This is a genomic window from Paenibacillus sp. A3M_27_13, from assembly GCF_024213315.1.
In the GTDB taxonomy this organism is placed as follows: domain Bacteria; phylum Bacillota; class Bacilli; order Paenibacillales; family Paenibacillaceae; genus Paenibacillus; species Paenibacillus polymyxa_B.
The window spans coordinates 1158154-1181180 of record NZ_JANAVE010000002.1; the positions used below are offsets into that span (position 1 = coordinate 1158154).

At 45.7% G+C, this 23027-nt stretch carries 24 protein-coding genes and 1 other annotated feature; of the genes, 16 read left to right on the forward strand and 8 right to left on the reverse strand.

The window, feature by feature from the left end:
- Nucleotides 1–205: 205 nt before the first annotated feature.
- From miaB to NLX82_RS11910, 6 genes are all read left to right on the forward strand, one after another.
- On the forward strand, nucleotides 206–1759 hold the full coding sequence (gene miaB, locus NLX82_RS11885; protein ID WP_254348134.1) for a tRNA (N6-isopentenyl adenosine(37)-C2)-methylthiotransferase MiaB: 1554 nt from the start codon (nucleotides 206–208) through the stop codon (nucleotides 1757–1759).
- Between the two features lie 81 nt (nucleotides 1760–1840).
- Nucleotides 1841–2293 carry a YlbF/YmcA family competence regulator gene (locus tag NLX82_RS11890; protein WP_071558852.1) on the forward strand — a complete coding sequence of 151 codons (453 nt, stop codon included), beginning with the start codon at nucleotides 1841–1843 and terminating at the stop codon, nucleotides 2291–2293.
- Nucleotides 2294–2415: 122 nt separating this feature from the next.
- The gene (locus tag NLX82_RS11895) at nucleotides 2416–2838 is read left to right on the forward strand and encodes a PaaI family thioesterase (protein ID WP_023988246.1); all 423 of its coding nucleotides are present in this window, start codon (nucleotides 2416–2418) and stop codon (nucleotides 2836–2838) included.
- Nucleotides 2839–2903: 65 nt separating this feature from the next.
- Nucleotides 2904–3692 (forward strand): NUDIX domain-containing protein, encoded by a 789-nt coding sequence (locus NLX82_RS11900; protein WP_023988247.1) that lies wholly within the window; start codon nucleotides 2904–2906, stop codon nucleotides 3690–3692.
- Between the two features lie 69 nt (nucleotides 3693–3761).
- A complete protein-coding gene (locus tag NLX82_RS11905) occupies nucleotides 3762–4328 on the forward strand; it encodes a cysteine hydrolase family protein (RefSeq protein ID WP_023988248.1) in 567 nt (188 codons plus the stop codon).
- A gap of 120 nt (nucleotides 4329–4448) precedes the next feature.
- The gene (locus NLX82_RS11910; RefSeq protein ID WP_028542698.1) at nucleotides 4449–5912 is read left to right on the forward strand and encodes a nicotinate phosphoribosyltransferase; all 1464 of its coding nucleotides are present in this window, start codon (nucleotides 4449–4451) and stop codon (nucleotides 5910–5912) included.
- A gap of 66 nt (nucleotides 5913–5978) precedes the next feature.
- Here the strand turns inward: NLX82_RS11910 and NLX82_RS11915 are convergent, their stop codons facing one another.
- Nucleotides 5979–6494: a MogA/MoaB family molybdenum cofactor biosynthesis protein gene (locus NLX82_RS11915; RefSeq protein ID WP_069080935.1), complete on the reverse strand. Its 516-nt coding sequence runs from the start codon at nucleotides 6492–6494 to the stop codon at nucleotides 5979–5981.
- Nucleotides 6495–6756: 262 nt separating this feature from the next.
- Here NLX82_RS11915 and NLX82_RS11920 point away from each other — a divergent pair, with 262 nt between their 5' ends.
- The 3 genes from NLX82_RS11920 to NLX82_RS11930 all read left to right on the forward strand — a co-directional run bounded on the left by NLX82_RS11920 (nucleotide 6757) and on the right by NLX82_RS11930 (nucleotide 10442).
- On the forward strand, nucleotides 6757–7086 hold the full coding sequence (locus NLX82_RS11920) for a four-helix bundle copper-binding protein (protein WP_023988251.1): 330 nt from the start codon (nucleotides 6757–6759) through the stop codon (nucleotides 7084–7086).
- 77 nt (nucleotides 7087–7163) lie between these two features.
- Nucleotides 7164–7422, forward strand: a binding site (T-box leader).
- 59 nt (nucleotides 7423–7481) lie between these two features.
- Nucleotides 7482–9209 (forward strand): arginine--tRNA ligase, encoded by a 1728-nt coding sequence (argS, locus tag NLX82_RS11925; RefSeq protein ID WP_053325274.1) that lies wholly within the window; start codon nucleotides 7482–7484, stop codon nucleotides 9207–9209.
- A 264-nt stretch (nucleotides 9210–9473) separates the two neighbouring features.
- Nucleotides 9474–10442 carry an S-layer homology domain-containing protein gene (locus NLX82_RS11930; RefSeq protein ID WP_068940669.1) on the forward strand — a complete coding sequence of 323 codons (969 nt, stop codon included), beginning with the start codon at nucleotides 9474–9476 and terminating at the stop codon, nucleotides 10440–10442.
- 125 nt (nucleotides 10443–10567) lie between these two features.
- On the opposite strand, the gene NLX82_RS11935 is transcribed toward NLX82_RS11930, so the two are convergent.
- Together NLX82_RS11935 and NLX82_RS11940 are read right to left on the reverse strand one after the other, a co-directional pair.
- Nucleotides 10568–12652 (reverse strand): ABC transporter ATP-binding protein, encoded by a 2085-nt coding sequence (locus NLX82_RS11935; protein WP_068940671.1) that lies wholly within the window; start codon nucleotides 12650–12652, stop codon nucleotides 10568–10570.
- On the reverse strand, nucleotides 12652–14409 hold the full coding sequence (locus NLX82_RS11940) for an ABC transporter ATP-binding protein (protein ID WP_023988255.1): 1758 nt from the start codon (nucleotides 14407–14409) through the stop codon (nucleotides 12652–12654). The genes NLX82_RS11935 and NLX82_RS11940 overlap by 1 nt, the downstream gene beginning before the upstream one ends.
- A 50-nt stretch (nucleotides 14410–14459) precedes the next feature.
- On the opposite strand from NLX82_RS11940, the gene NLX82_RS11945 reads away from it, so the two are divergent.
- Nucleotides 14460–14645, forward strand: coding sequence for a hypothetical protein (locus NLX82_RS11945; protein WP_226887697.1), 186 nt, complete (start codon nucleotides 14460–14462; stop codon nucleotides 14643–14645).
- Between the two features lie 348 nt (nucleotides 14646–14993).
- Nucleotides 14994–15296: a HesB/YadR/YfhF family protein gene (locus NLX82_RS11950; RefSeq protein WP_068940673.1), complete on the forward strand. Its 303-nt coding sequence runs from the start codon at nucleotides 14994–14996 to the stop codon at nucleotides 15294–15296.
- A 133-nt stretch (nucleotides 15297–15429) separates the two neighbouring features.
- Here the strand turns inward: NLX82_RS11950 and NLX82_RS11955 are convergent, their stop codons facing one another.
- The 3 genes from NLX82_RS11955 to NLX82_RS11965 all read right to left on the reverse strand — a co-directional run bounded on the left by NLX82_RS11955 (nucleotide 15430) and on the right by NLX82_RS11965 (nucleotide 17495).
- Nucleotides 15430–15942, reverse strand: coding sequence for a hypothetical protein (locus NLX82_RS11955; protein ID WP_023988256.1), 513 nt, complete (start codon nucleotides 15940–15942; stop codon nucleotides 15430–15432).
- Nucleotides 15943–16057: 115 nt separating this feature from the next.
- Nucleotides 16058–16501, reverse strand: a complete 444-nt coding sequence (locus NLX82_RS11960; protein WP_254348136.1) for a DUF441 domain-containing protein — start codon at nucleotides 16499–16501, stop codon at nucleotides 16058–16060.
- A 22-nt stretch (nucleotides 16502–16523) separates the two neighbouring features.
- Nucleotides 16524–17495, reverse strand: a complete 972-nt coding sequence (locus NLX82_RS11965; protein ID WP_023988257.1) for a YpdA family putative bacillithiol disulfide reductase — start codon at nucleotides 17493–17495, stop codon at nucleotides 16524–16526.
- Between the two features lie 295 nt (nucleotides 17496–17790).
- On the opposite strand from NLX82_RS11965, the gene NLX82_RS11970 reads away from it, so the two are divergent.
- The 3 genes from NLX82_RS11970 to NLX82_RS11980 all read left to right on the forward strand — a co-directional run bounded on the left by NLX82_RS11970 (nucleotide 17791) and on the right by NLX82_RS11980 (nucleotide 20390).
- Nucleotides 17791–18387, forward strand: a complete 597-nt coding sequence (locus NLX82_RS11970) for a DUF2087 domain-containing protein (protein ID WP_068940675.1) — start codon at nucleotides 17791–17793, stop codon at nucleotides 18385–18387.
- 484 nt (nucleotides 18388–18871) lie between these two features.
- Nucleotides 18872–19969 carry a ribosome small subunit-dependent GTPase A gene (rsgA, locus tag NLX82_RS11975; RefSeq protein ID WP_160790132.1) on the forward strand — a complete coding sequence of 366 codons (1098 nt, stop codon included), beginning with the start codon at nucleotides 18872–18874 and terminating at the stop codon, nucleotides 19967–19969.
- 82 nt (nucleotides 19970–20051) lie between these two features.
- Entirely contained in the window at nucleotides 20052–20390 is a 339-nt protein-coding gene (locus NLX82_RS11980; RefSeq protein WP_023988260.1) for a L,D-transpeptidase, read from the forward strand.
- Nucleotides 20391–20508: 118 nt separating this feature from the next.
- On the opposite strand, the gene NLX82_RS11985 is transcribed toward NLX82_RS11980, so the two are convergent.
- Nucleotides 20509–21528 carry a flagellar motor protein MotB gene (locus tag NLX82_RS11985; protein WP_254348137.1) on the reverse strand — a complete coding sequence of 340 codons (1020 nt, stop codon included), beginning with the start codon at nucleotides 21526–21528 and terminating at the stop codon, nucleotides 20509–20511.
- 216 nt (nucleotides 21529–21744) lie between these two features.
- Between NLX82_RS11985 and NLX82_RS11990 the strand changes: the two genes are divergently transcribed.
- Nucleotides 21745–21894: a hypothetical protein gene (locus tag NLX82_RS11990; protein WP_023988262.1), complete on the forward strand. Its 150-nt coding sequence runs from the start codon at nucleotides 21745–21747 to the stop codon at nucleotides 21892–21894.
- Between the two features lie 128 nt (nucleotides 21895–22022).
- On the opposite strand, the gene NLX82_RS11995 is transcribed toward NLX82_RS11990, so the two are convergent.
- On the reverse strand, nucleotides 22023–22262 hold the full coding sequence (locus NLX82_RS11995) for a hypothetical protein (protein ID WP_013370782.1): 240 nt from the start codon (nucleotides 22260–22262) through the stop codon (nucleotides 22023–22025).
- A 389-nt stretch (nucleotides 22263–22651) separates the two neighbouring features.
- Between NLX82_RS11995 and NLX82_RS12000 the strand changes: the two genes are divergently transcribed.
- Complete coding sequence (locus NLX82_RS12000) at nucleotides 22652–22972, forward strand: hypothetical protein (protein ID WP_023988263.1); 321 nt, start codon at nucleotides 22652–22654, stop codon at nucleotides 22970–22972.
- Nucleotides 22973–23027 lie beyond the last annotated feature (55 nt).

Genomic DNA, 23027 nt, shown 5'->3' on the forward strand with positions numbered 1-23027 from the left:
CTAATGTACAAAAAGAACATGAGTTCACATTGCACTCAATGGTATCTGCGGCTGATCTATGGCGATGGCCTATAAATCATGCTATAATTTAGTGTAATGCCTTTTTTAAAGGTTTTTTAGAACTAAAATAAATTTACCAAGCCTAAAGATACAGTAAAATCACAAATTAGCTCGTGAAATAGATGGTGTAAGGAGTGACTAAGGAATGGAAAAGAAAACAAAAGATTACTCCCAATATTTTGATTTCTCGGATGCGAAGATTATTTCTGAAGATGAGCATAGCAAAAAGATCCGTATTCGCGGACGTGAAATCAACATTATGGCGGAGCCGAACCATAGAAAAGAAAAGCAACGCGGTAAAGAGGATGTACAGGTATTATATGATAACGCAGTCCCGGATGAGCTAAAGCATATCGGTGAGGGAAAGCATTATATCGTATACACATTCGGTTGCCAAATGAACGAGCATGATTCCGAAACCATAAAAGGCTTGCTGGAGCAAATGGGCTACCAGGCAACCGAGGATCGGAAGGAAGCAGACATCATTTTACTGAACACTTGTGCTATCCGTGAAAATGCGGAGGATAAAGTGTTTGGCGAGCTGGGTCACCTCAAGCATCTCAAAACAGAAAAGCCAGGACTGCTGCTCGGCGTGTGTGGCTGCATGTCACAAGAAGAGAATGTCGTTAACCGGATTATGCAAAAACACGGTTTTGTCGATATGATTTTTGGTACCCACAATATTCATCGTCTGCCTCAGCTCGTCAAGGAAGCACTCTTTAGCAAAGAAATGGTGGTCGAAGTGTGGTCTAAGGAAGGCGACATTATCGAAAACCTGCCGAAGAAGCGCGAGGGTATGCGGGCTTGGGTGAACATTATGTACGGTTGTGATAAATTTTGCACCTATTGCATTGTTCCCTTTACACGTGGTAAGGAAAGAAGCCGCCGTCCAGAGGATGTTATCGCTGAAGTACGGGATTTGGCACGTCAAGGCTTTAAAGAAATCACCTTACTAGGGCAAAATGTTAACGCTTATGGCAAGGATTTGAAAGATTTGAATTACAGATTCGGGGATCTGATGGATGATATGCGCAAAATTAATATCCCGCGTGTACGTTTTACGACATCACATCCACGTGATTTTGATGACCATTTGGTTGAAGTGCTTGGTAAGGGTGGCAATTTGGTGGAGCATATCCATCTGCCTGTTCAATCCGGTAATACGGATATATTGAAGAAAATGAACCGAAAATATACCCGTGAGCGTGTTCTGGAACTGGCTGCGAAGATTAAAACAGCTGTTCCGCATGTTTCTCTGACAACAGATATCATCGTAGGTTTCCCGGGCGAAACAGACGAGCAGTTTGAAGATACTCTATCTTTGGTGCGCGAGGTCGGCTATGACTTTGCCTACACATTTATTTATTCACCACGTGAAGGTACGCCAGCTGCTTCGATGGAAGATAATGTGCCTATGTCGGTTAAAAAAGAGCGTCTCCGGCGTCTGAACATTGCTGTGAACCAAAACAGCCTTCGCTTTAATAGTCGATTGCGTGGCGAAGTGGTTGAAGTGCTGGTGGAAGGCGAGAGCAAAAATGACAGCAAAGTGCTTGCCGGTCGGACCCGTTCCAATAAGCTTGTACATTTTGAGGGTTCTAAGGACCTGATTGGTTCCTTTGTTCAAGTGAAAATTACGGAACCTATGACCTTTTACATCAAAGGTGATCTGGTTGAAACGGCTGTAGCAGTTAACGGATAAAAGAATATTCTAGCGGGTTGCATGCGGTCTGAGTAAAGGGCTGTGTGCAAGCCGTCTAAGTGAGAAAAGGAGCGATGGACAATGACAGAGGAGCGGTTGCAACAAACAGAACTTCAATCGGCGGCGCGCCAGCATGATCATTTGGTCAATCGCGAAATGATATTGGCAAAAGCCAAAGAATTGGCAGGTATTTTGGGTAGCAGTGAGGAAGTACAGGTATTCCGAAAAGCAGAAGAAAAGATTCAGGATCATCAACGCATCCAGCAACTGATTGCAACGATGAAAAAGAAGCAAAAGGAAATTGTAGCATTTGAATCCTTGAAGAATCAAAAAATGATTGCCAAAATAGAGGCCGAACTTCAGGAGCTACAGGAAGAGCTTGACGGTATTCCAATTGTAACGGAGTTTCAGCAGAGTCAGGTGGAAATTAATGAGCTACTGCAAATGGTGATTATGGCGATCCGTGATACCGTTGCTGAGAAGGTAAACGTAGAAGAGGGAAAAAGCACTTCCTCGTCGAATTGCAGTGATTAGAATGAAATCTATGGTGTGGAGGCGTAGCTTCCACGCCTTTTTTTCGAAAGCATTTTGCCAACGTATATGGTTATAGGACTTCAAGAGAAATGGGACAACATAGAAGGGATGGAAGCAAGGGAATGGATAAGTTGGGTAAGATGCTAGAGGGAGAGAATAATACTTTTTGGGAGTATTTAGGGTGTGAACTGATTGCAGCTGATGCAAACGAGGTACAGATCGCTTTGGAGGCCAAACAAGAGCATACCAATGTGATGGGTATTGTCCATGGGGGTGTACTTACTTCATTGATGGATCAGGCGATGGGGATGGTCAGTATGGCTTCACGAAATATGGATCCATGTGTAACGACGAACCTGAATGTTCATTTCTTGTCACCCATGAGGCAAGGACGACTGGAGGTTAGGGCGCGAATTCTTCATCAAGGAGGTCGCACGATAACCACTGAGGCGGAAGTAAGAGATAGTGAAGGCACACTCGGTTCTACATCTACAGCAACCTTCCGAGTATTACGTACACAAGCAAGTGATTCAGGCAAGGCCTGACACTTGACAAAAAAAATTAGTATGTCATAATGAATTTATCAAAACGATATAATATGGTGATGCCAATGGATAGCAATCGTATAAACGAAGAGGCGCAAAAGGCGTCGTACAACATTAAGAAATACCGTACCCCGGATGGAGCTCCGGCGGATATCGTTATGTTTACCTTAACGAAGCGGGAGCGCAAGACGGTAACAAAGACATTGCCGATTCGTGAGCTGAAAGTGATGCTCATCAAGCGCCGCAGTTGGCCTTTTGCAGGACGCTGGGCGTTGCCTGGAGGGTTTTGTCAGGAAGATGAATCCATGTATGGAGCTGCCAAGCGGGAGCTGTTAGAGGAAACGGGTGTGGACGGCGGGCATCTGGAGTATTTGGGTGTATATAGTGGACCGGGACGTGATCCGCGCGGGTGGATCATATCGCATGCGTTTTTTGCGCTAGTAGAAGAATGGATGTTGGAACAGCGTCAGGCGGCCGATGATGCTTCCGAGGTTGGGCTATTCACGATCCGCGAAGCGTTGGAGGAATTGGAGCTGGCATTCGATCACCGGGATATCATTGTAGATGCTTATCGCAAAATTCAGTTGCAGATGCTTCAGACGACGATAGCCAAGCAGTTTTTACCGCTACATTTTACACTGGGTGAATTATATCAGGTGATTCAGAGTGTCGTACCGGATTTCGAAGAGCCAAACTTTATTCGCAAAATAACATCGACTCGTAGCAGGCAGGGAATACTGGAAGAGGTGCGTGATGAGAATGGCAAACCGCTCAGTTCCAACCAGTATTCACAAAGACCGGCACAGTTGTACCGTTTTAGTGACAGAGTACCGCGTTTATCTATCTACACGTAACGCCTAATGTAAAATAGGTTACGCATAGAACGTACAATATCACTTTGAGGATAAGGAGCTGACCGTACGATGCAGGCACTAATTGTTATTGATTACACGAAAGATTTTGTGGACGGTAGTTTGCCTGTAGGACAACCTGCGATTGAGTTGGATGAACGGATCGCAGCAATTACGCAGGCATATGTGGATCAAGGGGACTTTGTTGTCATGGCTGTGGATTTGCATGAGGAGAACGACCTTTATCATCCGGAGAGCAAGCTGTTTCCTCCACATAATATACGTGGAACCAACGGACGACATTTGTATGGCAAGCTACGTAGCCTTTATGAGCAACAAAGTGATCTTATCTACTGGTTGGATAAAACACGGTACAGTGCTTTTGCGGGCACAGATCTGGAGCTCAGGCTGCGTGAACGTGGTGTTCTGGAAGTTCATCTAATTGGTGTGTGTACAGATATATGTGTGCTGCATACGGCTGTAGATGCTTATAACAAAGGTTTTGCTATTACTGTATACAAGGACGCTGTGGCGAGCTTTAATCAAGCTGGACATGATTGGGCTTTGGGTCATTTTGAGGGAAGTCTTGGAGCTGCGGTACGGTCGGCTGAGGATACGGTTTTACGTCAGAAGAAGTAAAATAACTTAACGATTGTGCACCAATGTCCGATAACAAAATGGAGCCGGATATTGCTGAATCTGGGCAGATGAGGCGGTACGCTGCCACAAACCTGGGGACAGTCAGAGAGGATGATTACGATGCAGTCAACGAGCCTCGCATTACATACAGATAAATATCAGATTAATATGATGTACGCCCATTGGGTGAACGGAAGTCATCAGCGTAAAGCTGTGTTCGAGGCGTATTTCCGTAAACTCCCTTTTGGTAATGGATACGCCGTGTTCGCTGGTCTGGAACGCATTGTGAATTATATTGCAAATTTGCGGTTTACAGAAGAGGACATTCGCTATCTGTCTGAACAGGAGGAGAATTACGATCCCATGTTCATGGAGGCGCTGCGCCAGTTTAAGTTTGGTGGAACAGTCCATTCGATGAAAGAAGGGGCACTTGTTTTTCCAAACGAGCCTCTGGTACGTGTCGAAGGAACGATTATGGAAACGCAGCTTGTCGAGACGGCATTACTGAATTTTATGAACTATCAGACACTCATTGCGACAAAGGCATCGCGCATCAAGCAGGTGGCAAGTGACGATACACTGCTCGAATTTGGAACACGGCGTGCGCAGGAAGCAGATGCGGCGATTTGGGGAGCACGAGCAGCTTATGTGGCAGGTTTTGACGCGACTTCTAATATGCTGGCAGGCGAGCACTTTGGAATCCCGACGAAGGGAACACATGCCCATTCATGGGTGCAGACCTTTATGACGGAGCAGGAGGCGTTTGACGTGTATGCGAAGGTTTTACCAGACCAGGTTACACTGTTGGTAGACACCTTTGACACGCTGGAAAGTGGTGTTCCTCATGCGATTCGGACAGCAAAAATGCTGGAGAGTCAGGGCAAGCGTATGAATGCAATCCGTCTGGATAGCGGTGACTTGGCTTATCTATCCATTCAGGCGCGGGAAATGCTCGATGCTGAAGGCTTAGATTACGTACAAATCGTAGCTTCCAATGATTTGGACGAAAATACGATTTTTAACCTGAAAGCCCAAGGGGCACGTATTGATGTATGGGGTGTAGGAACACAGCTTATTACGGCTTCAGATCAACCTTCGCTTGGCGGGGTGTACAAGCTGGTTGAGCGTGAAGTGGATGGCGAAATGTTGCCGACGATTAAGATCTCGGGTAACCCAGAAAAAGTATCCACACCAGGCAAGAAGGATGTATATCGCATTGTGGATAAGAAAAAAGGGAGAGCTGTGGCCGATTATATTTCTTTCCCGGATGAAGAGCGTCCGCGTAATGGTAAGCGCCTGAAGCTGTTTAACCCTTTGCATCCGTATATGAAGAAGTATGTAGAAAATTATGAAGCCGTACCAATGCTTGAGCCTATTTTTATAAATGGACAGAAGGTATATGAGCTTCCTGAGCTGGATGAAATTCGTGCCTACCATACTTCACAGTTGAAACTGTTTTGGCCAGAATATTTGCGGAAGCTGAACCCTGAAATTTATCGTGTAAATCTGAGCGAGAAGGTATGGGAGCTGAAGCAAAAGCTGATCGATAGCTATATGCAGCCCGAAGTTGAAGAAAAAGAATAGTTGGAAGAGGCACCTCATGAATGTATGGGGTGCCTTTTTGTGTCGCGGCATGTAGGAAATAGGAGCTTATTTATAAATTTCTCTCATCACATGTCGTAGCTCAGGGACAATAATGCGTTCCATTGCCAAACGAACGGCTCCGCGTGAGCCAGGCATAGAAAATACAGCTGTCTGGCCCACAGTGCCAGCTACAGCCCGGCTTAATATAGCTGCTGAACCAATGTCCTCAGCAAAGCTTAAATAACGGAAGATTTCTCCAAAGCCAGGTAGTTCCTTATCCAGTAGAGAGGAGACGGCTTCATATGTAGTATCACGTGGAGAAATACCAGTGCCGCCTGTCAAAAGTACAGCCTCGATTTCATTCTGTGCCGCTGCTTCGGATACTAACTGCTGAATACCTTCGTAGTCGTCCTTGACAATGACATATCGAACAACCTTATATCCATTGGTTTCTAGTAGATCCATGAGCAGTCGTCCCCCAGTATCTGTTTCCACGGTGCGGGTGTCCGAGACAGTCACGACCATGCAATTAACCTGTTGCGGGGATTCCTGTCGATGCTCCTCTACAGAAGACATATTCATTGAAATGCTCACTCCTTGATCGGTGGTTAGACATACACTTTTTACAATAGAGCAATGACTGAGTGTATGCAAGTCAGAAACAGGGGCTAAAAATCCATGTGATTAATATCCTTGCACTTGCACACTGGAATATAGTACACTTCCTTACATAAGTCGGGATTACTTTGTTTTTATTTTATTGAAAGCGCGCACATCAAATGATTAATCTCAAGGGTCAGCGGGTAATAGTACAGCAGGGTCAACAACTGGGAGGTAATGTAATATGAATCATTCATACCAACAATGCGTGGATGCTTGCCTGGAATGTATGAACGCTTGCAATGTATGTTACGTAGCGAGTTTGAAGGAATATGATTTAGCTATGCTGCGTGAATGTATTCGAGTGAGTAGGGAATGTGCAGAAATATGCGGATTTGCTGCTCAAATGCTGCAGCGTGGAACGGATTTTGCCGAGCAAATCTGTGAGCTGTGCGCCAAGGCCTGTGAGGTATGTGCTGCTGAATGCAGCAAGCATTCCCATGATCACTGCAAGCATTGTGCAGAAGCCTGCCGTCGTTGCGTTCAGGCGTGCCGCCAGTTGGTGGCAGTGTAATTACATATATGGAACTAGTGCCTGAAGAGGAAATAATAGGTTGCTTTCTACTGAATAGGTTTGTATAATGATTGGAATTAACGTCATGGAACGGGAGAGTAGCAGCGGAGCCGTATCATTACAGCGAGCCGGAAGAGGTGTAAGCCGGTATGAGGTCCGATGTGAAGCGCACCCGGGAGACGGTTGATCCAACGAGCAGAATTTCTAGTAGATCAGCCCGGCAGACACCGTTATTAGTCATTGGAGTGAAATCGCGATTTGTGTAAGTTAGCTTTAGCTGCACAACCGATTTACGAAGAGTGGTACCGCGGGGATATTGAAGTTCTCGTCTCTTGAATTATTTCAAGAGGCGGGGGCTTTTTTTGTTAGATTCTATAAAAAGAAGGAGAGAGATCATGTTGATGAGGATTGCTGCTCAAGCGATATTGGCCCATACGGGCTTGGAGGAGAAAGAAATTTTATCTTTATTTGAGGTGCCTCCGCAGCCTGAATGGGGAGATGTGGCGTTTCCCTGTTTTGTGCTGGCCAAAAAGTTTCGAAAGTCTCCACAGCACATTGCACTGGAATTGGCGGAGCTAGTGAATCATGAAGAAGGTTTAACTGCTTCAGCATCGGGTGCCTATGTAAATATAACATTGGATCGATCTGTTCATATTCCACTTATGCTTGCTGAATTGAGCAAGGCCGATTTCCTCAGGCCCAATATCGGGCACGGACAGCGGGTAGTTATTGATATGTCCTCGCCCAATATTGCCAAACCGTTTGGTATCGGTCATCTTCGCTCTACTGTTATCGGTGCTGCCTTGTATCGTATTCTTGGTGAAACCGGATATGTTCCAATTAGTGTGAATCATCTTGGGGATTGGGGAACACAGTTTGGCAAGCAAATTGCGGCCTATAAAAGATGGGGAAATGAGGAGCAGCTACAACATGATCCGATTGGTGAATCGCTGAAGCTATATGTTCGTTTTCATCAGGAGGCCGAGCATAATCCGACTTTGGAGGATGAAGGCCGCGAGTGGTTCCGACGTTTGGAGCATGGGGATGCTGAGGCTCAACAACTATGGGAGTTTTTTGTTGAAGTTAGTCTGGGTGAATTTGATCGTATGTACCAGCGTCTGAACATTACATTTGACCATGTGCTGGGAGAAAGTTTTTACAATGATAAGATGCAGGCAGTTGTTGCTCAATTAAGAGCAAAAGGATTGCTGGAGGAAAGTGATGGTGCGCTCGTGGTTCGTCTGGAAGACGAGGAACTGCCTCCGTGTCTTATTCTAAAAAAGGATGGGACCACCATTTATCCGACACGTGATCTGGCAACAGCGATTTATCGTCATGAAGTGATGAAGGCTGATCGGTTGCTGTACGTCGTTGGTGGAGAACAGAAGTTGCATTTTCAGCAGGTGTTTGCGGTGCTGAAGCATGCAGGGGAGGCTTGGGCGGAGCAATGTGAGCATGTGCCGTTTGGATTAATGCGGTTTGCGGGTAAGAAAATGTCCACAAGACGCGGAAAAGTTGTCAAACTGGAGGAGGTGCTGGATGAAGCTATAGCGCGTGCTCAAGCCATCATTACTCAGAAGAACCCCGATTTGCAGGAACAACAGGCAGTAGCTGAGGACGTTGGTATCGGGGCGATTATTTTTGGTGATTTAAAAAACAACCGGCTGAATGAAGTGGATTTTTCGTTGGAGGAGGCGCTGACCTTTGAAGGCGAGACCGGGCCTTATGTGCAGTATACTCATGCGCGCATTCGCAGCCTTCTGGAGAAAGCTCACGCTCGCGTCGATGTTGATAATACCAATTCTAGCGACAACGCCCTTGTCCAAGATAGCCATTCTCGTGATTTGAATGACGTATCGGATGGAATGTTGGGTGACACAGGTTGGGCGCTGCTTAAGCAGTTGGATCGCTATCACGGACAACTGATACGTGCGGTTCGCCAACTGGAGCCTTCGGTAATTGCGAGATTTGCATTGGATACGGCCCAGGCGTTTAACCGTTTTTACGCCAAGGAAAGGATTGTCGATGGTGGACAGTGGCGTATTCAGTTGGCGGAACAAACTGCCGATATTCTGGCATGCGCGCTGCAACTTCTTGGTCTGAAAGCACCGAATCGGATGTAAGCAAAGCGAACAAAGGGGAGCGAGTTTTTGCTGGCGGGATGACTGCTACCCAGACCTGGATATTCCAAAGGAATACTGTAAAAAAATAAATCGGTTACAGGCACTTTTGGGTATGTATAAAGATTGTGAGCAGAAAAGAGTTAGACGGGTACACTAAACGCAGGTATTCCACTGTTTTGCAACCAATTTGTGCATATTTGAAACATTTGATGCTTTTATTGCGTCGGTAAGTGTAGAAGCAAAGTAAACATGGAGGTGTATCTCATGAAAAAGAACAAAAGCGTGACAGCTGCCCTGCTTGTCATCTGCTCATTGGCAGTAGCTACGTCGGCCTCTGCTTTTCGTGATATAAAGGGAACTGAACAGGAGAAGATCGTAAACTCACTTCAGGACAAAGGAATTATTCAAGGAATAACCAAGGATAAATTTGCACCGGATCAAACGCTCACGTATGCACAAGGAGTACACTTGGTTGTTCGTGCAATGGATCTTCAGGTAATGCCTGATTTCACAACGGGTTCCTTTGCAAACATTCCGGCTTCTGCATGGTATGCCCAGTCCTATCGGATTGCAGCCCAACACCAAATCCCTTTGTCACCAGATATTGATCCAAGCACCCGTATGACAAGAGAACAATTTGCGAATATTCTGTATAAAGCAGTGAGTGCAACGGGTGAATATCCAACTGTCCGTATGTTAATTAATGTAGCGGATGGCAAAAAACTAGACCAGGAATCAAATGCAGCCGTTCAATTCCTGCTATTGACCAAAATTGCAAAATTGGACGAACAGAGCAACTTTAACCCGGATCGTAAAGTAACGCGGATGGAGGCAGCAGAAATGGTCTATAACGCATCCGAATTTGTACAAAGTCATAAAACGGTTGAAGCTACTCCTGAAAATCCGGCTGAGCCTGTAGATCCGGTTCAACAAAATAACATTAGTATGAGTATAGAGAAGGCAAATGACGAGCAGAACAAAGTGACAATCACCCGTCTGCAGGCACCTAATCCAGGTTACGGCATTGAAGTGGATCACATCGACTACGTAGATGATACGAATGCAGTAATTTACTACAAGCTGACTAGTCCAAAGCCAGGGGAAATGAATATTCAGGTCATTACGGATACCCACACAAGCACATTGGTAGACAGCAAGTATAAGGTTACGCTTAAAGCAGTAGATGGAACAGTGCTTCCGCCCACAGGAACAGGCACGTCTGTAGCTAAATAAAATTACGAGCCCTATGTTATAGATATAAATAAAACCAGCGAGCCTCCAATTTGTAGGGGAGACTTGCTGGTTTTTTTCATACCAAATGTTAATCGTTAGCCCTAAGCAATAGGGCTATTCAAGCTTTAAATGCTGACTTTGCCTGCAAGCAGGTCATCTTGCGCAGAAGGCGTAGCAGAGGATGAAGCCGAATCTGTTGCAACTGTTCCCGACTGGAGCTGATACATTTGGAAGTAACGACCGCCTTGAGTCATAAGTTCGTCATGGCTACCCCGTTCAACAATTTCACCCCGATGAAGTACCAAAATTTGGTCCGCACTGCGAATGGTGGACAAACGGTGAGCAATGATAAAGGTCGTACGTCCCTTCTTGAGTACCTCAAGAGCGGATTGGATGAGCGCTTCCGTTTCGGTGTCAATATTGGCAGTAGCTTCATCCAGAATTAAAATTGCGGGATCAAAGGCTAGTGCACGAGCGAAGGAAATTAGCTGGCGTTGCCCGGCTGATAAAGTGCTACCTTTTTCAATAACAGGCTCATCGAATCCTTGCGGCAAATGGGCCAGCAATTTGTCGGCTCCAACGTCATGCAGCGCTTTATTCACCTGTTCTCTCGTGATTCGGCTGTCTTCGAGACTGACATTAGAGGCTACCGTACCTGTAAACAAATATGGATCTTGAAGAACAATACCCATATGATGGCGAAGCCATTGCTTAGGGATGTCTTTGACAGATGTTCCGTCAATGGTGATCGTTCCTTTTTGCGGATCATAGAACCGGAATAGCAGGTTAATAATCGAACTTTTGCCTGATCCGGTATGTCCGACAAGGGCAACTGTTTGCCCGGGCTGTGCAGTAAAGGAAATATGTTTAAGTACATCATCCTTTTTGTAGGCAAAGGAAACGTCGTTAAACTCTACCTGGCCTTTGTAGCGCGGCATCGTGCCGTCCGTCACCGGCTCTCCAGTTTCGTCCATCAACTCAAATACGCGTCCTGAGGATACGATGGAAGTATCCAGTACGGCGAGTTGGTTGACCATACCCGTCATAGGTTGGAACAGTCGACCCAGCACATCGACGAAGGCATACAATACGCCTAGTGAAACAGCACTACCTGTAGTTCCGAGCGCCTCAGATCCGAAATACCACAACACGACGGCAAAGGCGAGATTTCTCAACACGTTGACTAAATTGTGCGAAGTGAAGGCGTTCAAATTCAGCATTTTATTCTGATGCTTCATATAATCATCATTCAGTTCTTCAAACTCTTGCTGCGTTTGTTTCTGGTGGCGGAATACGCGAATGATGGACATCCCTTGAATCGATTCATTGATAATCGCATTAATTTCACTGAGTCTGGACCGAATGATCGTATTATAGCGGGTGGCGACCTTGCGATACAATACAATCCACAAGATCAGTAACGGTACTATAAACAGAGAGATAAGACCCAGTCTGAAGTCCAGCAAAAAGAGTGCAACATATACTCCTGCCATCGTCACAATCCCTGAAGTGAAATTTGAGAGCACAGCCACAAACAAATCTTTGACTGCCTCAGTGTCATTCGTAACACGGGATACGACTTTGCCTGCAGGCAAGTTATCAAAAAAGTAAACTGGCAACCGCTGGATGTGAGCGTAGAGATCAAGCCGAAGCTTTTGAATGACCTTGTTCGCCGAGGATTGCAGCCAGTATGTTTTACCGAATTCAGCAAAAATGGAAATAACCAGGAAGAAGCAATACCAGCCAATCAGCTGAAAGATACCGGGCATTTCCGGTTTGTAAAAGCTATACAGTTCATCAGCTGTCAGAGCCTTAGCTTCATAGCGAAAGGTGTCGGAGCCGCGTGTCACAGTCAGCGTTCCGTTCGTAAAGGAGCGGTTACCGTCAGCCACTTTAACCGAGCCATCGATAAATACGAAAGATTTCCCAACTTGTAAAATCCTCGCTTCGCGACCTTTGGTCTCCCCGGACTCAAAGCGATCTTCACGCTTAAAGTGGGTTCCAGCATAGCTTACAGTTCCGTCCACACTAGTTGTTTCATAAAATGGTTTTTCAATAGCGAGCATATGGTCGTCAATCATCGTTTTGGCGATGAAGGGACCAGCGAGCTCGGCGGCTACTCCGATAGCCAAAGCGATGAGAGCGGCAATAAAGCCTGCTTTGCTCGTCAGCGCGTACTGGAATAGCCTTTTGCCGATATTAGGTTTCATTAGGATACCTCCCCTGAGGTCAGATCAGATTCCACTTGTTGCCGTTCATACTGTTGTCGGTACCATCCGTCAGCCTGAAGCAGCTCGCTGTGGGTCCCTTCCTCAATAATGCGTCCTTGCTCCAGCACGACGATCCGGTCTGCATGTTCTACAGCAGAGAGGCGGTGGGTGGAGATCAAGGTTGTTTTACCCGAGCGCTTACGTCGGATATTGTCAATAATCCTTGCTTCCGTCCGGGCATCTACTGCAGATAGTGCATCGTCGAGCAATAGAATATCCGGATCACCGATAAAGGCGCGTGCCAGCGAAACACGCTGCTTCTGGCCGCCGGACAGGGCGATACCTTTTTCTCCGACCAGTGTATCCAGCCCATCAGACAAGGTACCTAAATCCTGGTCGAAGGCAGCTGTACGGATAGCTTCCATAATGTCGTCATCATCTGCACGAGGTTTCCCGAACTGAATGTTCTCGCGCACCGATTTGGAAAACAAAATTTGCTCTTGCGGCACGTAGCCGATCCAGCTGTGTAGTTGTTCTACTGCAATGTCCTCCAGACGTATGCCGGAGATTAAAATATCACCGCTACCCGTCGGATATTCATGCAGAAGCTGTTTGAGGAGAGTGGATTTCCCGCTGCCGGTTCTACCGACGACGCCTAGCGTTTCTCCGCGTTTGAGCTCCAGACTCACATGTGACAGATTGTCAATAGTAGAAGTAGGGTAACGGAAGGTAACGTCTTTCATCCTGATGGATTCGAGGCGGTCCACTGGAACAGGTTGAGCTGCATCCTGAACGTCTGGCTGGACATCGAGAGTTTCATTGACCCGGTCCAGGGAAGCGCTACCGCGCTGCATAATGTTAATCAGCTCTCCAATGGCAAACATCGGCCAAATCATCATTCCTAGATACATATTAAAGGAGACCAATTCGCCTAGCGTGATATCGTTATGAAATACCAGATAAATACCATAACCGAGTCCAATGACATAGCTAAGTCCTACACATAAACGAATCGTTGGTTCAAAGAGAGCATCCATCCGAGCGACAGCCAGATTTTTACGAAATACATCGTCGGTAATATCAGCAAAACGTTTTTCGTCCATTCGCTCTTGCACATAGGCGCGAATGACTCGGATGCCTGCTACGGATTCCAACACCTGATCGTTCATATCACCAAATGCATCTTGTGCCAGTGTGTAACGCTCGTGAACGGCTTTACCGTAAATGCTCATAGCCAGTGCAATAAAAGGTAGGGGCAGGATAGCTGCCAGTGTCAACTTCCAACTGATTAGGGTACCCATGGCAACTAATACAACGCTCAGATAGACCGTAGAGTCTGTCAGTGTCAGCATGCCGAAGCCCGCTGTACTTGCTACGGAGCGAAGGTCGTTCGTAGCACGAGCCATCAGATCACCAGTACGATTACGTTCAAAAAATGGAGGGGTCATCCGCAGTAGATGATTCATAAAGCGTGTGCGCAGTAAGCGCTCCACCAGATTGGCACCACCAAACAGCTTGTGCATCCATATGTACGTAATGTAGTAGATGACGGCTAGAATGCCTATGATGTACAAAATATAACGCCAAAGTGAGGACCAGGAAATCGAACCGCGCACAATCTCATCAATGGCACTACCTAGTAGCCGAGGTGGAGCAAGCTCCAGCACACCAACGGCTATCAGCAAAAACAATCCAATGGAGTATCGGCTTCGTTCTCTTTTAAAAAACCAGCTTAAATTTTTAAGTACCGAAAACAAGAGGAATCCCATCCTTTCATGACAAGTTCTTTCGAGAGTTGTGTACCATTTTGAAGAAACAACAGCGACTTGCTACCACAAATATGATCCGGCAACAGGCGCAAAAAAGGCATACCGTCCGCAGACGATATGCCCTAAATCTCAATATCATATGGCGCGCAGGTATTTTCAGCACACTCACCACTGAAAAACTGCTCAAACGCAGGCAGCCACTCGTATTAAACCATACAACGTGAATGGCCCAATTCTGAAGGATGCGACAGGGGAGATGCTCCGGTATGAAGTTGTTGTGTTTGTAGATGTGGGTAAAATGCAATAGGAAATTTTAGCACCGGTAACACTCCTTTCTTCCTCAAAATGGGTTCATTCTAACATGAGTAATCGTTCAAATTGGTAATAAATTTCAAAATGGATCTCGTATGGTTGAATCTTAACACCCTTTTTTGCGAATTGTCAAACCTTTTTCAAAAAAATGTATATGACTTGTCCAAGAATCTCGCTAGGTTGGGACGGTTGGTGGTCATTCTAAAAGATGCTATGATATAGTTGGCAGACGTCATTGTACAAGGAGATGAGCATAACGTATGAGCATACAGGTAACTGAACCTGCGGCACAGTGGTACATTAAGGAGCTTAGTTTGAATCGTGGAGATGCGATCCGTTTTTTTGTTCGCTATAGCTCTGGCGGCGGGTTGCATCCAGGCTTTTCTCTGGGAATTGCCGTAGAGCCTCCGCAGCACCCCGTATTACAGCATGAAGCGGCTGGCATTACGTTTTATATGGAGGACCAGGATTACTGGTATCTGAAGGGCCATCATCTGGAAGTTAAGTATTTGGAGGAACATGATGACATTATTTACACCTATGTTGAGGATGGACAAGCTTAGCGCTCTACTGTCAATCATAGCGTGCAAATAGTTGTTCTTGGACAAGAAGAGCGGTGGAGTATCGTGTTACAGGAGATGAACCTGTACATGATGCTCCACCGCTTTTTTGTGGTTAAGGCGGGTATGTCGTATGTTAAGGGTTGTTAAGTATCGGGCCATCGAGTGCAAAATCAAAATCATCAATGTCGTACACATGTACAGGTACGGAAGCTTCGATAATGCGGTGGATCCAGTCCAATTGATCCGTCAGAATAGGTAATGATTCACGTTGAGCTGTCAACACTAGTTCAGTCTCAATTGGATCAAAATATTCTCCGTAATGCGCAGTATCAACAGCATTAATGATAATGAGTGATGTATTGGCATCGAATAGAATAGGCAAGCTCTTGGCCCAAGGCATCTGAAGGGCACGCCGAATTTTTTTCTGATTCAACGGTTCCTCAAAATAACTGATCAACTCGCTTACCTTCCGCTTCACATGTTGATCGTCCATAGGATTATCCATGAGCGGCTCTGTGCTATCCTGGAATTCGTATAGCTCTAGCAGTGATGTGTATGGCACTATATATTCCACAGGGGCGGGAGATGTAAGTAGTTGGCCGTATATAGCCACCATTACAGCTTCCGTTACAAATTGTCGAGACATCGGTCAAGCCTCCTGCATTTACCAAATTATGCGATATGAGTATACCACAAAGCGGGACTGAATTCAGCCCGACATGCAGATTGCTATCATTTATTCCTATATTTGTTGTGCGAATTTAGCTGCGGCCGATTAACAAGGAAAGCAATCCGGCAGCAATCAGAGGTCCAACAGGAACTCCTTTAAAGAAGGCAACGCCAATGACGGTCCCGATCAGTAGACCTGTCACAATAATGGGCTGTCCAGACATCAAAGTTACTCCGCGGCCGCCAAGATAGGCTACCAGAATTCCGATACTAATCGCGAGCAGTGATTTCCAGTGCAGGAAAGACTCCATCACCTGATTGATACTGATTTTACCGCTGGCTAGCGGGGTCATGACCCCAATCGTCAAAATAATAATTCCGATCGTCAGGCCATACCTTTCAAGCCAGGGGAAAGCAGAATGAAAGCTGGTTACCCGCAGCAGCAGTAATACAACCATGGCAATAGTCACGGTAGAGTTACCACTAACAATTCCAAGACCAGCCAATACCAGTAAGATAAGTGAGCTGTAATCCATACAGATGTTCTCCTTCGTTTATTTAGCTTTGGATATGTTCGGCGATTTGTCGCCCGTGCCAGCGGCCTGTTTCAATAAACACCTCATTGGCATTGCTGCCTGAAGCGATGACCCCAGCGACATATATACCTGGGATGTTCGTTTCCATCGTGGCAGGATTAAATTCTGGTTTGTCCAGATCCTCAGCCATGTGGACGCCAACAGACTCCAGTAGTTTTCGTTCCGGGTGAAATCCAGTCAGTGCCAGTACAAAATCATTTTCGAGCCGGAATGCTTCAGTGTCCAGCGGAGTGACTACGACATGGTCTGGATGAATTTCGGTAATACGTGCGCCTAAGTGCAGCGTGATCTTCCCTTTTTGTACCATACTGTCAAACAGTGGACGAACCCACGGCTTGATGTATTGGGACAACTCGCTTCGACGATATACCATATCAATCGTAGCTCCGACCCGCACCAATTCCATTGCAGCATCTACCGCAGAGTTACTGCCACCGATGACTGCGACCCGGGTTCCTGTATAGGGATGGGCTTCGCTGAAATAGTGCGTGACTTTATCCAATTGTTCCCCAGGAATGCCCAAATAGTTCGGATGATCAAAATATCCTGTAGCCACAACGACATAGCGTGACGAATACGTTTTGGTTATTTCCCCTTTGCTCAGGGTATGTACGGTAAATGTACCGTCATCCTGGCGATGAATGGACTGGGCCTCCTCATAATGCTGAATGTTCAAGTTATAATGAGTGGCTACCTTACGATAGTACGCCAGTGCTTCATGACGAAAAGGTTTATCATTAGGGGTGCTGAATGGAACATCACCGATTTCCAGTAGTTCGGCGGTGCTAAAAAACTGCATGTTCGTCGGATACAGAAAAATGGAGTGAACGATGTTGCTTTTTTCAATAATGACAGTTTGCAAACCTCTGCGGCTGCATTCGATTGCAGCGGATAGTCCGCAGGGTCCGCCACCGATAATGATTACGTCGTACATTTGGATGAACCTCCAGTTGTATTGGTTTATTACGCCAGTTTTGTAGGGTTAACATTATTTTGACGATTAAAAACGGATCTCAGGATTGAAGCAAATAGCTCAGTATGTGAGAAGTTTTCAAATAATAATCCTACCGCAATGCGAACACAATATCCAGCCGTTTTCAGAAAGTGATGATGGAAGGTGAAGATTGACAGCTACTTTTAGTAAACATATAATTAGATATATATCTATTTTATGTGATTAAATTCGCTTGCATAGCAAGTATGTACTAGTGAAAAGAGGTGCAATAACGATGCAACTGGATAAAATGGTCAATTATCATAAAGCACTTGCTGATCCAACGCGTATGCGAATATTACTTCTTTTGTCCCGTGGGGAGATGCATGGCCAAGCTTTGGCGAAAAAGCTGAATTTGTCTCAGCCGACTGTTACACATCATGCTTCCAAACTCCGTGAGGCTGGGCTGATTAAGGAACGACGTGATAAAAACACGGTGTATTTTACACTGAATCCAGAGCTGATCCGGCAGCATGCCGAGGCGACGGTGCGATTTATTTTCGAAAAAGGAGAGGGGGAGGAAGAGATGTCAGAGTTGAATGAAACGCTGGAGGCGTCGGTCTTACGCAATTTTTTTTCCAAGGACGGCAAGTTGCGCCAAATCCCTGCGCAGTATAAGAAAAAATTAATCGTACTTCAGATGCTGGCAGAAAAGCTGGAGCCAGGCCGCATGTATCCTGAACGTGAATTAAACGAGTGGATCAAGCAATACCATGAGGATTTTGCAACGATTCGGCGTGAGCTGATTATGCATCAGTTTATGTACAGGGAACGGGAAATGTACGAATTGAACCCGCGTGAGATGTGGACGCGCTGGGATCAAGTACACTAAACGAAACTTGACAAAGATTTCAAAAAAGTTTCGTGGGCAGCCTTGACAGACAATTGATGGACTTGTATGATAAAGGAAATTTTAGGAGGAGGCGATGTTATATGCGTACGAACATGAATGGATGGGTTCAGCAGCAGAATGACTTGTCTCCCGCACGGACGATGCACGGTTAAAGACTGTATAGATCTATAGTCTTGGCTTAGCAGTTGGTTGGCAGTAGAACCAACGAAATCCGCAGGGAGTGATTCCCTGCGGATTTTTTATGGTTAGGCATCTTGTTATCCAGTTGCTGGTTCTGGGGAGTGGTCTGTGAAGACTGCTTGCTTAAGTGAACGAACGGATCACATCGGCCTGAATCGTATACCCTCCGCAGGGAAACCCCTGCGGATTTTTTGCGTTGTTTGCATGCGGGGAGAAAAATGTATACCTATCGATCGAATAACACTACGATCAAAAAAATAATAATGATTTCAGGAGGAAAACAATGAGTATACATGAATACGGTTGGTCTGATTACTGGAACGGTTTTTGGGACCAATGGAAGCAAAGTTTTGAGGAACGCGTAGGAAATACACAGGTACGTCCTGCCCGCTTGATTGCCGATTATGGACAAAAGGTGAAACTTATCACAATGGATGGAGAACGCTGGGGAGCGGCTTCAGGTAAGCTACGACATGCTATTGTCGATCCGGCGGAAATGCCTGCCGTAGGGGACTGGCTAGCAATCACTACGCCAGATGAAGTGTCGGATGCAGTCATCCATGCCGTCTTGCCACGGAAAAGTCGAATATCTAGACAGGCCGCGGGCTTTGAGACGAAGGAACAGCTGATCGCTACCAATGTGGATACGTTGTTCCTTGTTAATGCGTTGAATCATGATTTTAATATGCGCAGACTGGAACGGTATTTAATTATGGCTTGGAACAGCGGGGTAAACCCAGTTGTCGTTTTGAGTAAGAGTGATCTTTGTGAAGATGTCGAACAACGGGTTGCTGAAGCGGAGGGAGTTGCCCCTGGTGTACCTGTTATCGTTATTTCTGCTTTGCAGAACGAAGGCAGAGAGCAACTGGAGGCGTTTCTTCAACCTGGCTGTACAGTTGCTTTGACAGGCTCTTCCGGTAGTGGAAAATCCACGATAGTAAACTGGCTCTCCGGATCTGAAGTTCAACTGACACAGGATGTGAGGGAGGAAGACAGTCGAGGCAGGCACACCACCACTCACCGACAGCTTTTTCCCATCGCAAAGCAAGCCGTTTTGCTGGATACACCTGGTATGCGCGAATTAAATCTGTGGGATGATTCCATGGGTGTCGCTCATACCTTTACGGATATTATGGAAACGGCGCAGCAGTGCCGTTTTGCAGATTGCAAGCATAAGGGCGAAGCTGGATGTGCAGTGGAGGAAGCTATAGAGAGAGGGAAATTGTCGGAATCCAGAGTGAACAATTATCGCAAAATGCAGCGGGAACTGGAATATCAGGCGCGTAAGGAGGCAGACCGGCGCAGGAAAGATAGCCGTTCAAGCACAACCCCGGGTCGTAGGGATCAGCGAAGCGGCTGGCGACGTGATGTGGAGTGGTAAGCCGAACTGCAGTGAAGCATCAAATGTAAAAATATAAGAAAATCTATGTTGTAGTCGGCATATGGTATAAAGGGGTGAATATATGCCGAACTACAGCATTGTGGTGGATTTATCGGATCGTCGTTTATATTTGAAAGATGGAGATCAGATTGTTCTTAGTTATCCAGTCGGTATTGGCAAGCTGGCTACACAGACACCGCATGGGCAATTTACGATTATTAACAAACAGCCCAATCCCGGCGGCCCTTTCGGAGCGTTCTGGATGGGGCTGTCCAAGCCGCATTATGGCATTCACGGCACCAATGAGCCATGGTCCATTGGCAAGATGGTGTCACATGGCTGCATTCGAATGCAGAATAAGGATGTGCTTGAGCTTCAGGAAAAGGTAAGTATAGGCACGCCAGTCACGATACAGCCGTAGCGGCTAGACGATACTAGATTCTGTATCTACTCAGACGTGGATACCGCGTCATAGGCTGTATCTGTGAAGTATATTTCATGGCGAACGGCCGTAACTTTAAGTTAGATGCTGCGTTTAGTTACGATTTGGGTTGGATAGGGATACGGGCTTCAATCTGTTTGGAGCCCTCTTTGTCGTCTGCGGATTTGACTAACGGTCCCGAAAGACGTTCTCCTTGTGTACCGTATGCCTGTTTGGCGTTGGTCCACATATCTTCGTTTGGTTCGAAACTTATGACTATGGTGTAGCGGTTGGCAAGGCTCGGCTTTTTGACCCTCATGCTGAAGGAGCCGTCAGGCATAACTTTGGTTTGATCATCGTAGCCAAACTGCCATCGTCCCGGAAAATCAATCGTGAGTTTGACGTCCGACCCTTCCAGCAAATTGCTGCGCGCATATACATGATAATAGTTACCTTCTTGCTTCACATCAGGCTTAATCCACACTTGAGGACTACCGTAGTCCTTAGGTTTGTTCCAGACGGGCTTAACTAAAGGGGTATTGCGTTCTTGTTCAGGATCAAATTCAGCCCCAATCCGAACTTCATGCAGAAGCTGTTTGTTTTCTTCGTATTGATATACATAAGGACCTTCCAACTTGTTGCCACCGCTACCATACAGATTTCGTATTTCATTGTCTTGGTCATCCGGACGGAACAGAACAGTCAGATCCATACTGCCCTGTATTCCAGGGCGTTGCACTCGGAGTACAAAACTTCCGTCCTTTTGAATAGTGGTCTCATCCGTGTACCCAGTTAACAGGGAGTTTTTGACCGCAAGATTCCCTTTGATCCGTGCTCCGGCTGGGAGGTTGGAATGTCCTGTAACTTTCACGGTATTTTTATCAATGCTAACGCCACCTGATATTTCGACATAGCTGCTGCCTTGCTGATGAACAGGTGTATGATTGGCAGCTCTTTCATCAAGGGATGATGCGCCTTGGTTGGGATTACCCGTTACGGTGTAGGCACGTGCTTCAGCTTCATGTTGGGCCATACTCCGGGTTGAAGCTTTTTCCCTGCTGCATGCAGCCAGCATCGTTAGGATTAAGAATGCACATAAAAGGTTCCAGTCTATTTTGGTAATCATGTGTTTACTCATGGTTTCTGCTCGCTCCTTGTCCATAGCTTCCAGGCTTAACGTGATAAAATTTTCGAAACTTTATGTATTTACCCTAATTAAAGGGTATGTAATCCCGCCTGCTTTATCCTATAAGGAACGTACCTGTTTAAACAACGTACAGAATGGTTAAAAATGGATAGCCTGATCATCCCCTTGAAAAGCAGGGGCAGCTTGCTGTAAAGGAGCCTGAGTCATATGTCCATTGACCGTTTTATCTTAAAAAAGCTGGACAACTGCCGGGAAGAGCATACACGCGCTAATTTACTAGAACTGTTTAGAATACGGATTGAGAAGGCGCAGAATAAGGAACGAGGCGGTAAAAAAGGTTATCGCAGAATACTTTAAATAGAGTCTAATCAAATGAATAAGCTGCGGTAAGTCACATGTATCATGTTTCAAAGCTGCTGATATGGAGAGGGTGCTGAAATGCCCTTCTCTTTTTTGTGTCTAATGTGGACAAAAAAAAGTCCCTCTTAATAGAGGGACAATGCCAATGAATCATTTTCACTAACGCTATGCAGGATGGCTTCACAACCGACAATCTCTATACTGATCAAAGAGTTAAGACATTTTTGAAGGGCACGCTTGCCGCTGGAGATTTTATTCTCCAAAGTGTTACTTAGAAGTTTTAAAGTTTTTTGTACCGGTTGCTTATTTTCTTGATTGAAGTATACGGGAATACGTTTGTTTTGAAATGTAATTAATGTTCTCACAAAAATCACCTCGCCTGAGTTATTTCATGGCTTTATTGTAGTGCCCGTTTCTTAAAATTACCTTAAAAACACCTTATAAAAACATAAAGGTCTGAAAAATTTACAAAGTGTTCACAACAATCTAGGGAACAATCGAATTTAGTTCTAACTAATCGACAAAATGACGTATATAGCCGTATTAGAAACGTTTAAATACATATTATTGATACTAATGACTCTACTAATGTGAGAAAATATGACTAAAGTCGCTGTTTTATTTTTAGAGTGGGTATTTTGTAACAAATTGACAGTCTAATAGTCGGATGCTACAGTTACGATAGCCATATTTCCGTAGAAATAGGCTTTTTGCGTGAACTTTGCTATATATTAAGGATCGGGAGGGATGACAGATGATCCTGACCGTGCTTTCAGGACGACAGGAAACAGAGTGGTTTGACATCGAGGTAGCTGATGAATACTCGGTGGAACATTTAAAGCTGATGCTGGGTGTGCGCATTTTCGGCGAGCCTCCGGCGGAAGGCATGCAATATATTATGGAAGCAAAGTTCCCGGAAGGGCTTTGGTTCAGGGTGGGAGATAACCAACTACTCACAGGATCAGGCTTACGGGAAGGCTGTACTGTGCGTATTCAGCGCGCTTTTTCGACAACTCAGGACGAAGCGCCTGTGTATGGAAGGCGTTCTCTGTTTCAAAGTGAAAAAAATGGGTAAATACACACATGAAATTATATGAAACCTTGGTAAAATGAAATAGTAAGCGAAAAGG

What these genes read in the sequence shown, in the direction of transcription:
- miaB (WP_254348134.1), top strand. Translation starts at nt 206, where the DNA reads ATGGAAAAGAAAACAAAAGATTACTCCCAATATTTTGATTTCTCGGAT.
- NLX82_RS11890 (WP_071558852.1), top strand. Translation starts at nt 1,841, where the DNA reads ATGACAGAGGAGCGGTTGCAACAAACAGAACTTCAATCGGCGGCGCGC.
- NLX82_RS11895 (WP_023988246.1), top strand. Translation starts at nt 2,416, where the DNA reads ATGGATAAGTTGGGTAAGATGCTAGAGGGAGAGAATAATACTTTTTGG.
- NLX82_RS11900 (WP_023988247.1), top strand. Translation starts at nt 2,904, where the DNA reads ATGGATAGCAATCGTATAAACGAAGAGGCGCAAAAGGCGTCGTACAAC.
- NLX82_RS11905 (WP_023988248.1), top strand. Translation starts at nt 3,762, where the DNA reads ATGCAGGCACTAATTGTTATTGATTACACGAAAGATTTTGTGGACGGT.
- NLX82_RS11910 (WP_028542698.1), top strand. Translation starts at nt 4,449, where the DNA reads ATGCAGTCAACGAGCCTCGCATTACATACAGATAAATATCAGATTAAT.
- NLX82_RS11915 (WP_069080935.1), bottom strand. Translation starts at nt 6,494, where the DNA reads ATGAATATGTCTTCTGTAGAGGAGCATCGACAGGAATCCCCGCAACAG.
- NLX82_RS11920 (WP_023988251.1), top strand. Translation starts at nt 6,757, where the DNA reads ATGAATCATTCATACCAACAATGCGTGGATGCTTGCCTGGAATGTATG.
- argS (WP_053325274.1), top strand. Translation starts at nt 7,482, where the DNA reads ATGTTGATGAGGATTGCTGCTCAAGCGATATTGGCCCATACGGGCTTG.
- NLX82_RS11930 (WP_068940669.1), top strand. Translation starts at nt 9,474, where the DNA reads ATGAAAAAGAACAAAAGCGTGACAGCTGCCCTGCTTGTCATCTGCTCA.
- NLX82_RS11935 (WP_068940671.1), bottom strand. Translation starts at nt 12,652, where the DNA reads ATGAAACCTAATATCGGCAAAAGGCTATTCCAGTACGCGCTGACGAGC.
- NLX82_RS11950 (WP_068940673.1), top strand. Translation starts at nt 14,994, where the DNA reads ATGAGCATACAGGTAACTGAACCTGCGGCACAGTGGTACATTAAGGAG.
- NLX82_RS11955 (WP_023988256.1), bottom strand. Translation starts at nt 15,942, where the DNA reads ATGTCTCGACAATTTGTAACGGAAGCTGTAATGGTGGCTATATACGGC.
- NLX82_RS11960 (WP_254348136.1), bottom strand. Translation starts at nt 16,501, where the DNA reads ATGGATTACAGCTCACTTATCTTACTGGTATTGGCTGGTCTTGGAATT.
- NLX82_RS11965 (WP_023988257.1), bottom strand. Translation starts at nt 17,495, where the DNA reads ATGTACGACGTAATCATTATCGGTGGCGGACCCTGCGGACTATCCGCT.
- NLX82_RS11970 (WP_068940675.1), top strand. Translation starts at nt 17,791, where the DNA reads ATGCAACTGGATAAAATGGTCAATTATCATAAAGCACTTGCTGATCCA.
- rsgA (WP_160790132.1), top strand. Translation starts at nt 18,872, where the DNA reads ATGAGTATACATGAATACGGTTGGTCTGATTACTGGAACGGTTTTTGG.
- NLX82_RS11980 (WP_023988260.1), top strand. Translation starts at nt 20,052, where the DNA reads ATGCCGAACTACAGCATTGTGGTGGATTTATCGGATCGTCGTTTATAT.
- NLX82_RS11985 (WP_254348137.1), bottom strand. Translation starts at nt 21,528, where the DNA reads ATGAGTAAACACATGATTACCAAAATAGACTGGAACCTTTTATGTGCA.
- NLX82_RS11990 (WP_023988262.1), top strand. Translation starts at nt 21,745, where the DNA reads ATGTCCATTGACCGTTTTATCTTAAAAAAGCTGGACAACTGCCGGGAA.
- NLX82_RS12000 (WP_023988263.1), top strand. Translation starts at nt 22,652, where the DNA reads ATGATCCTGACCGTGCTTTCAGGACGACAGGAAACAGAGTGGTTTGAC.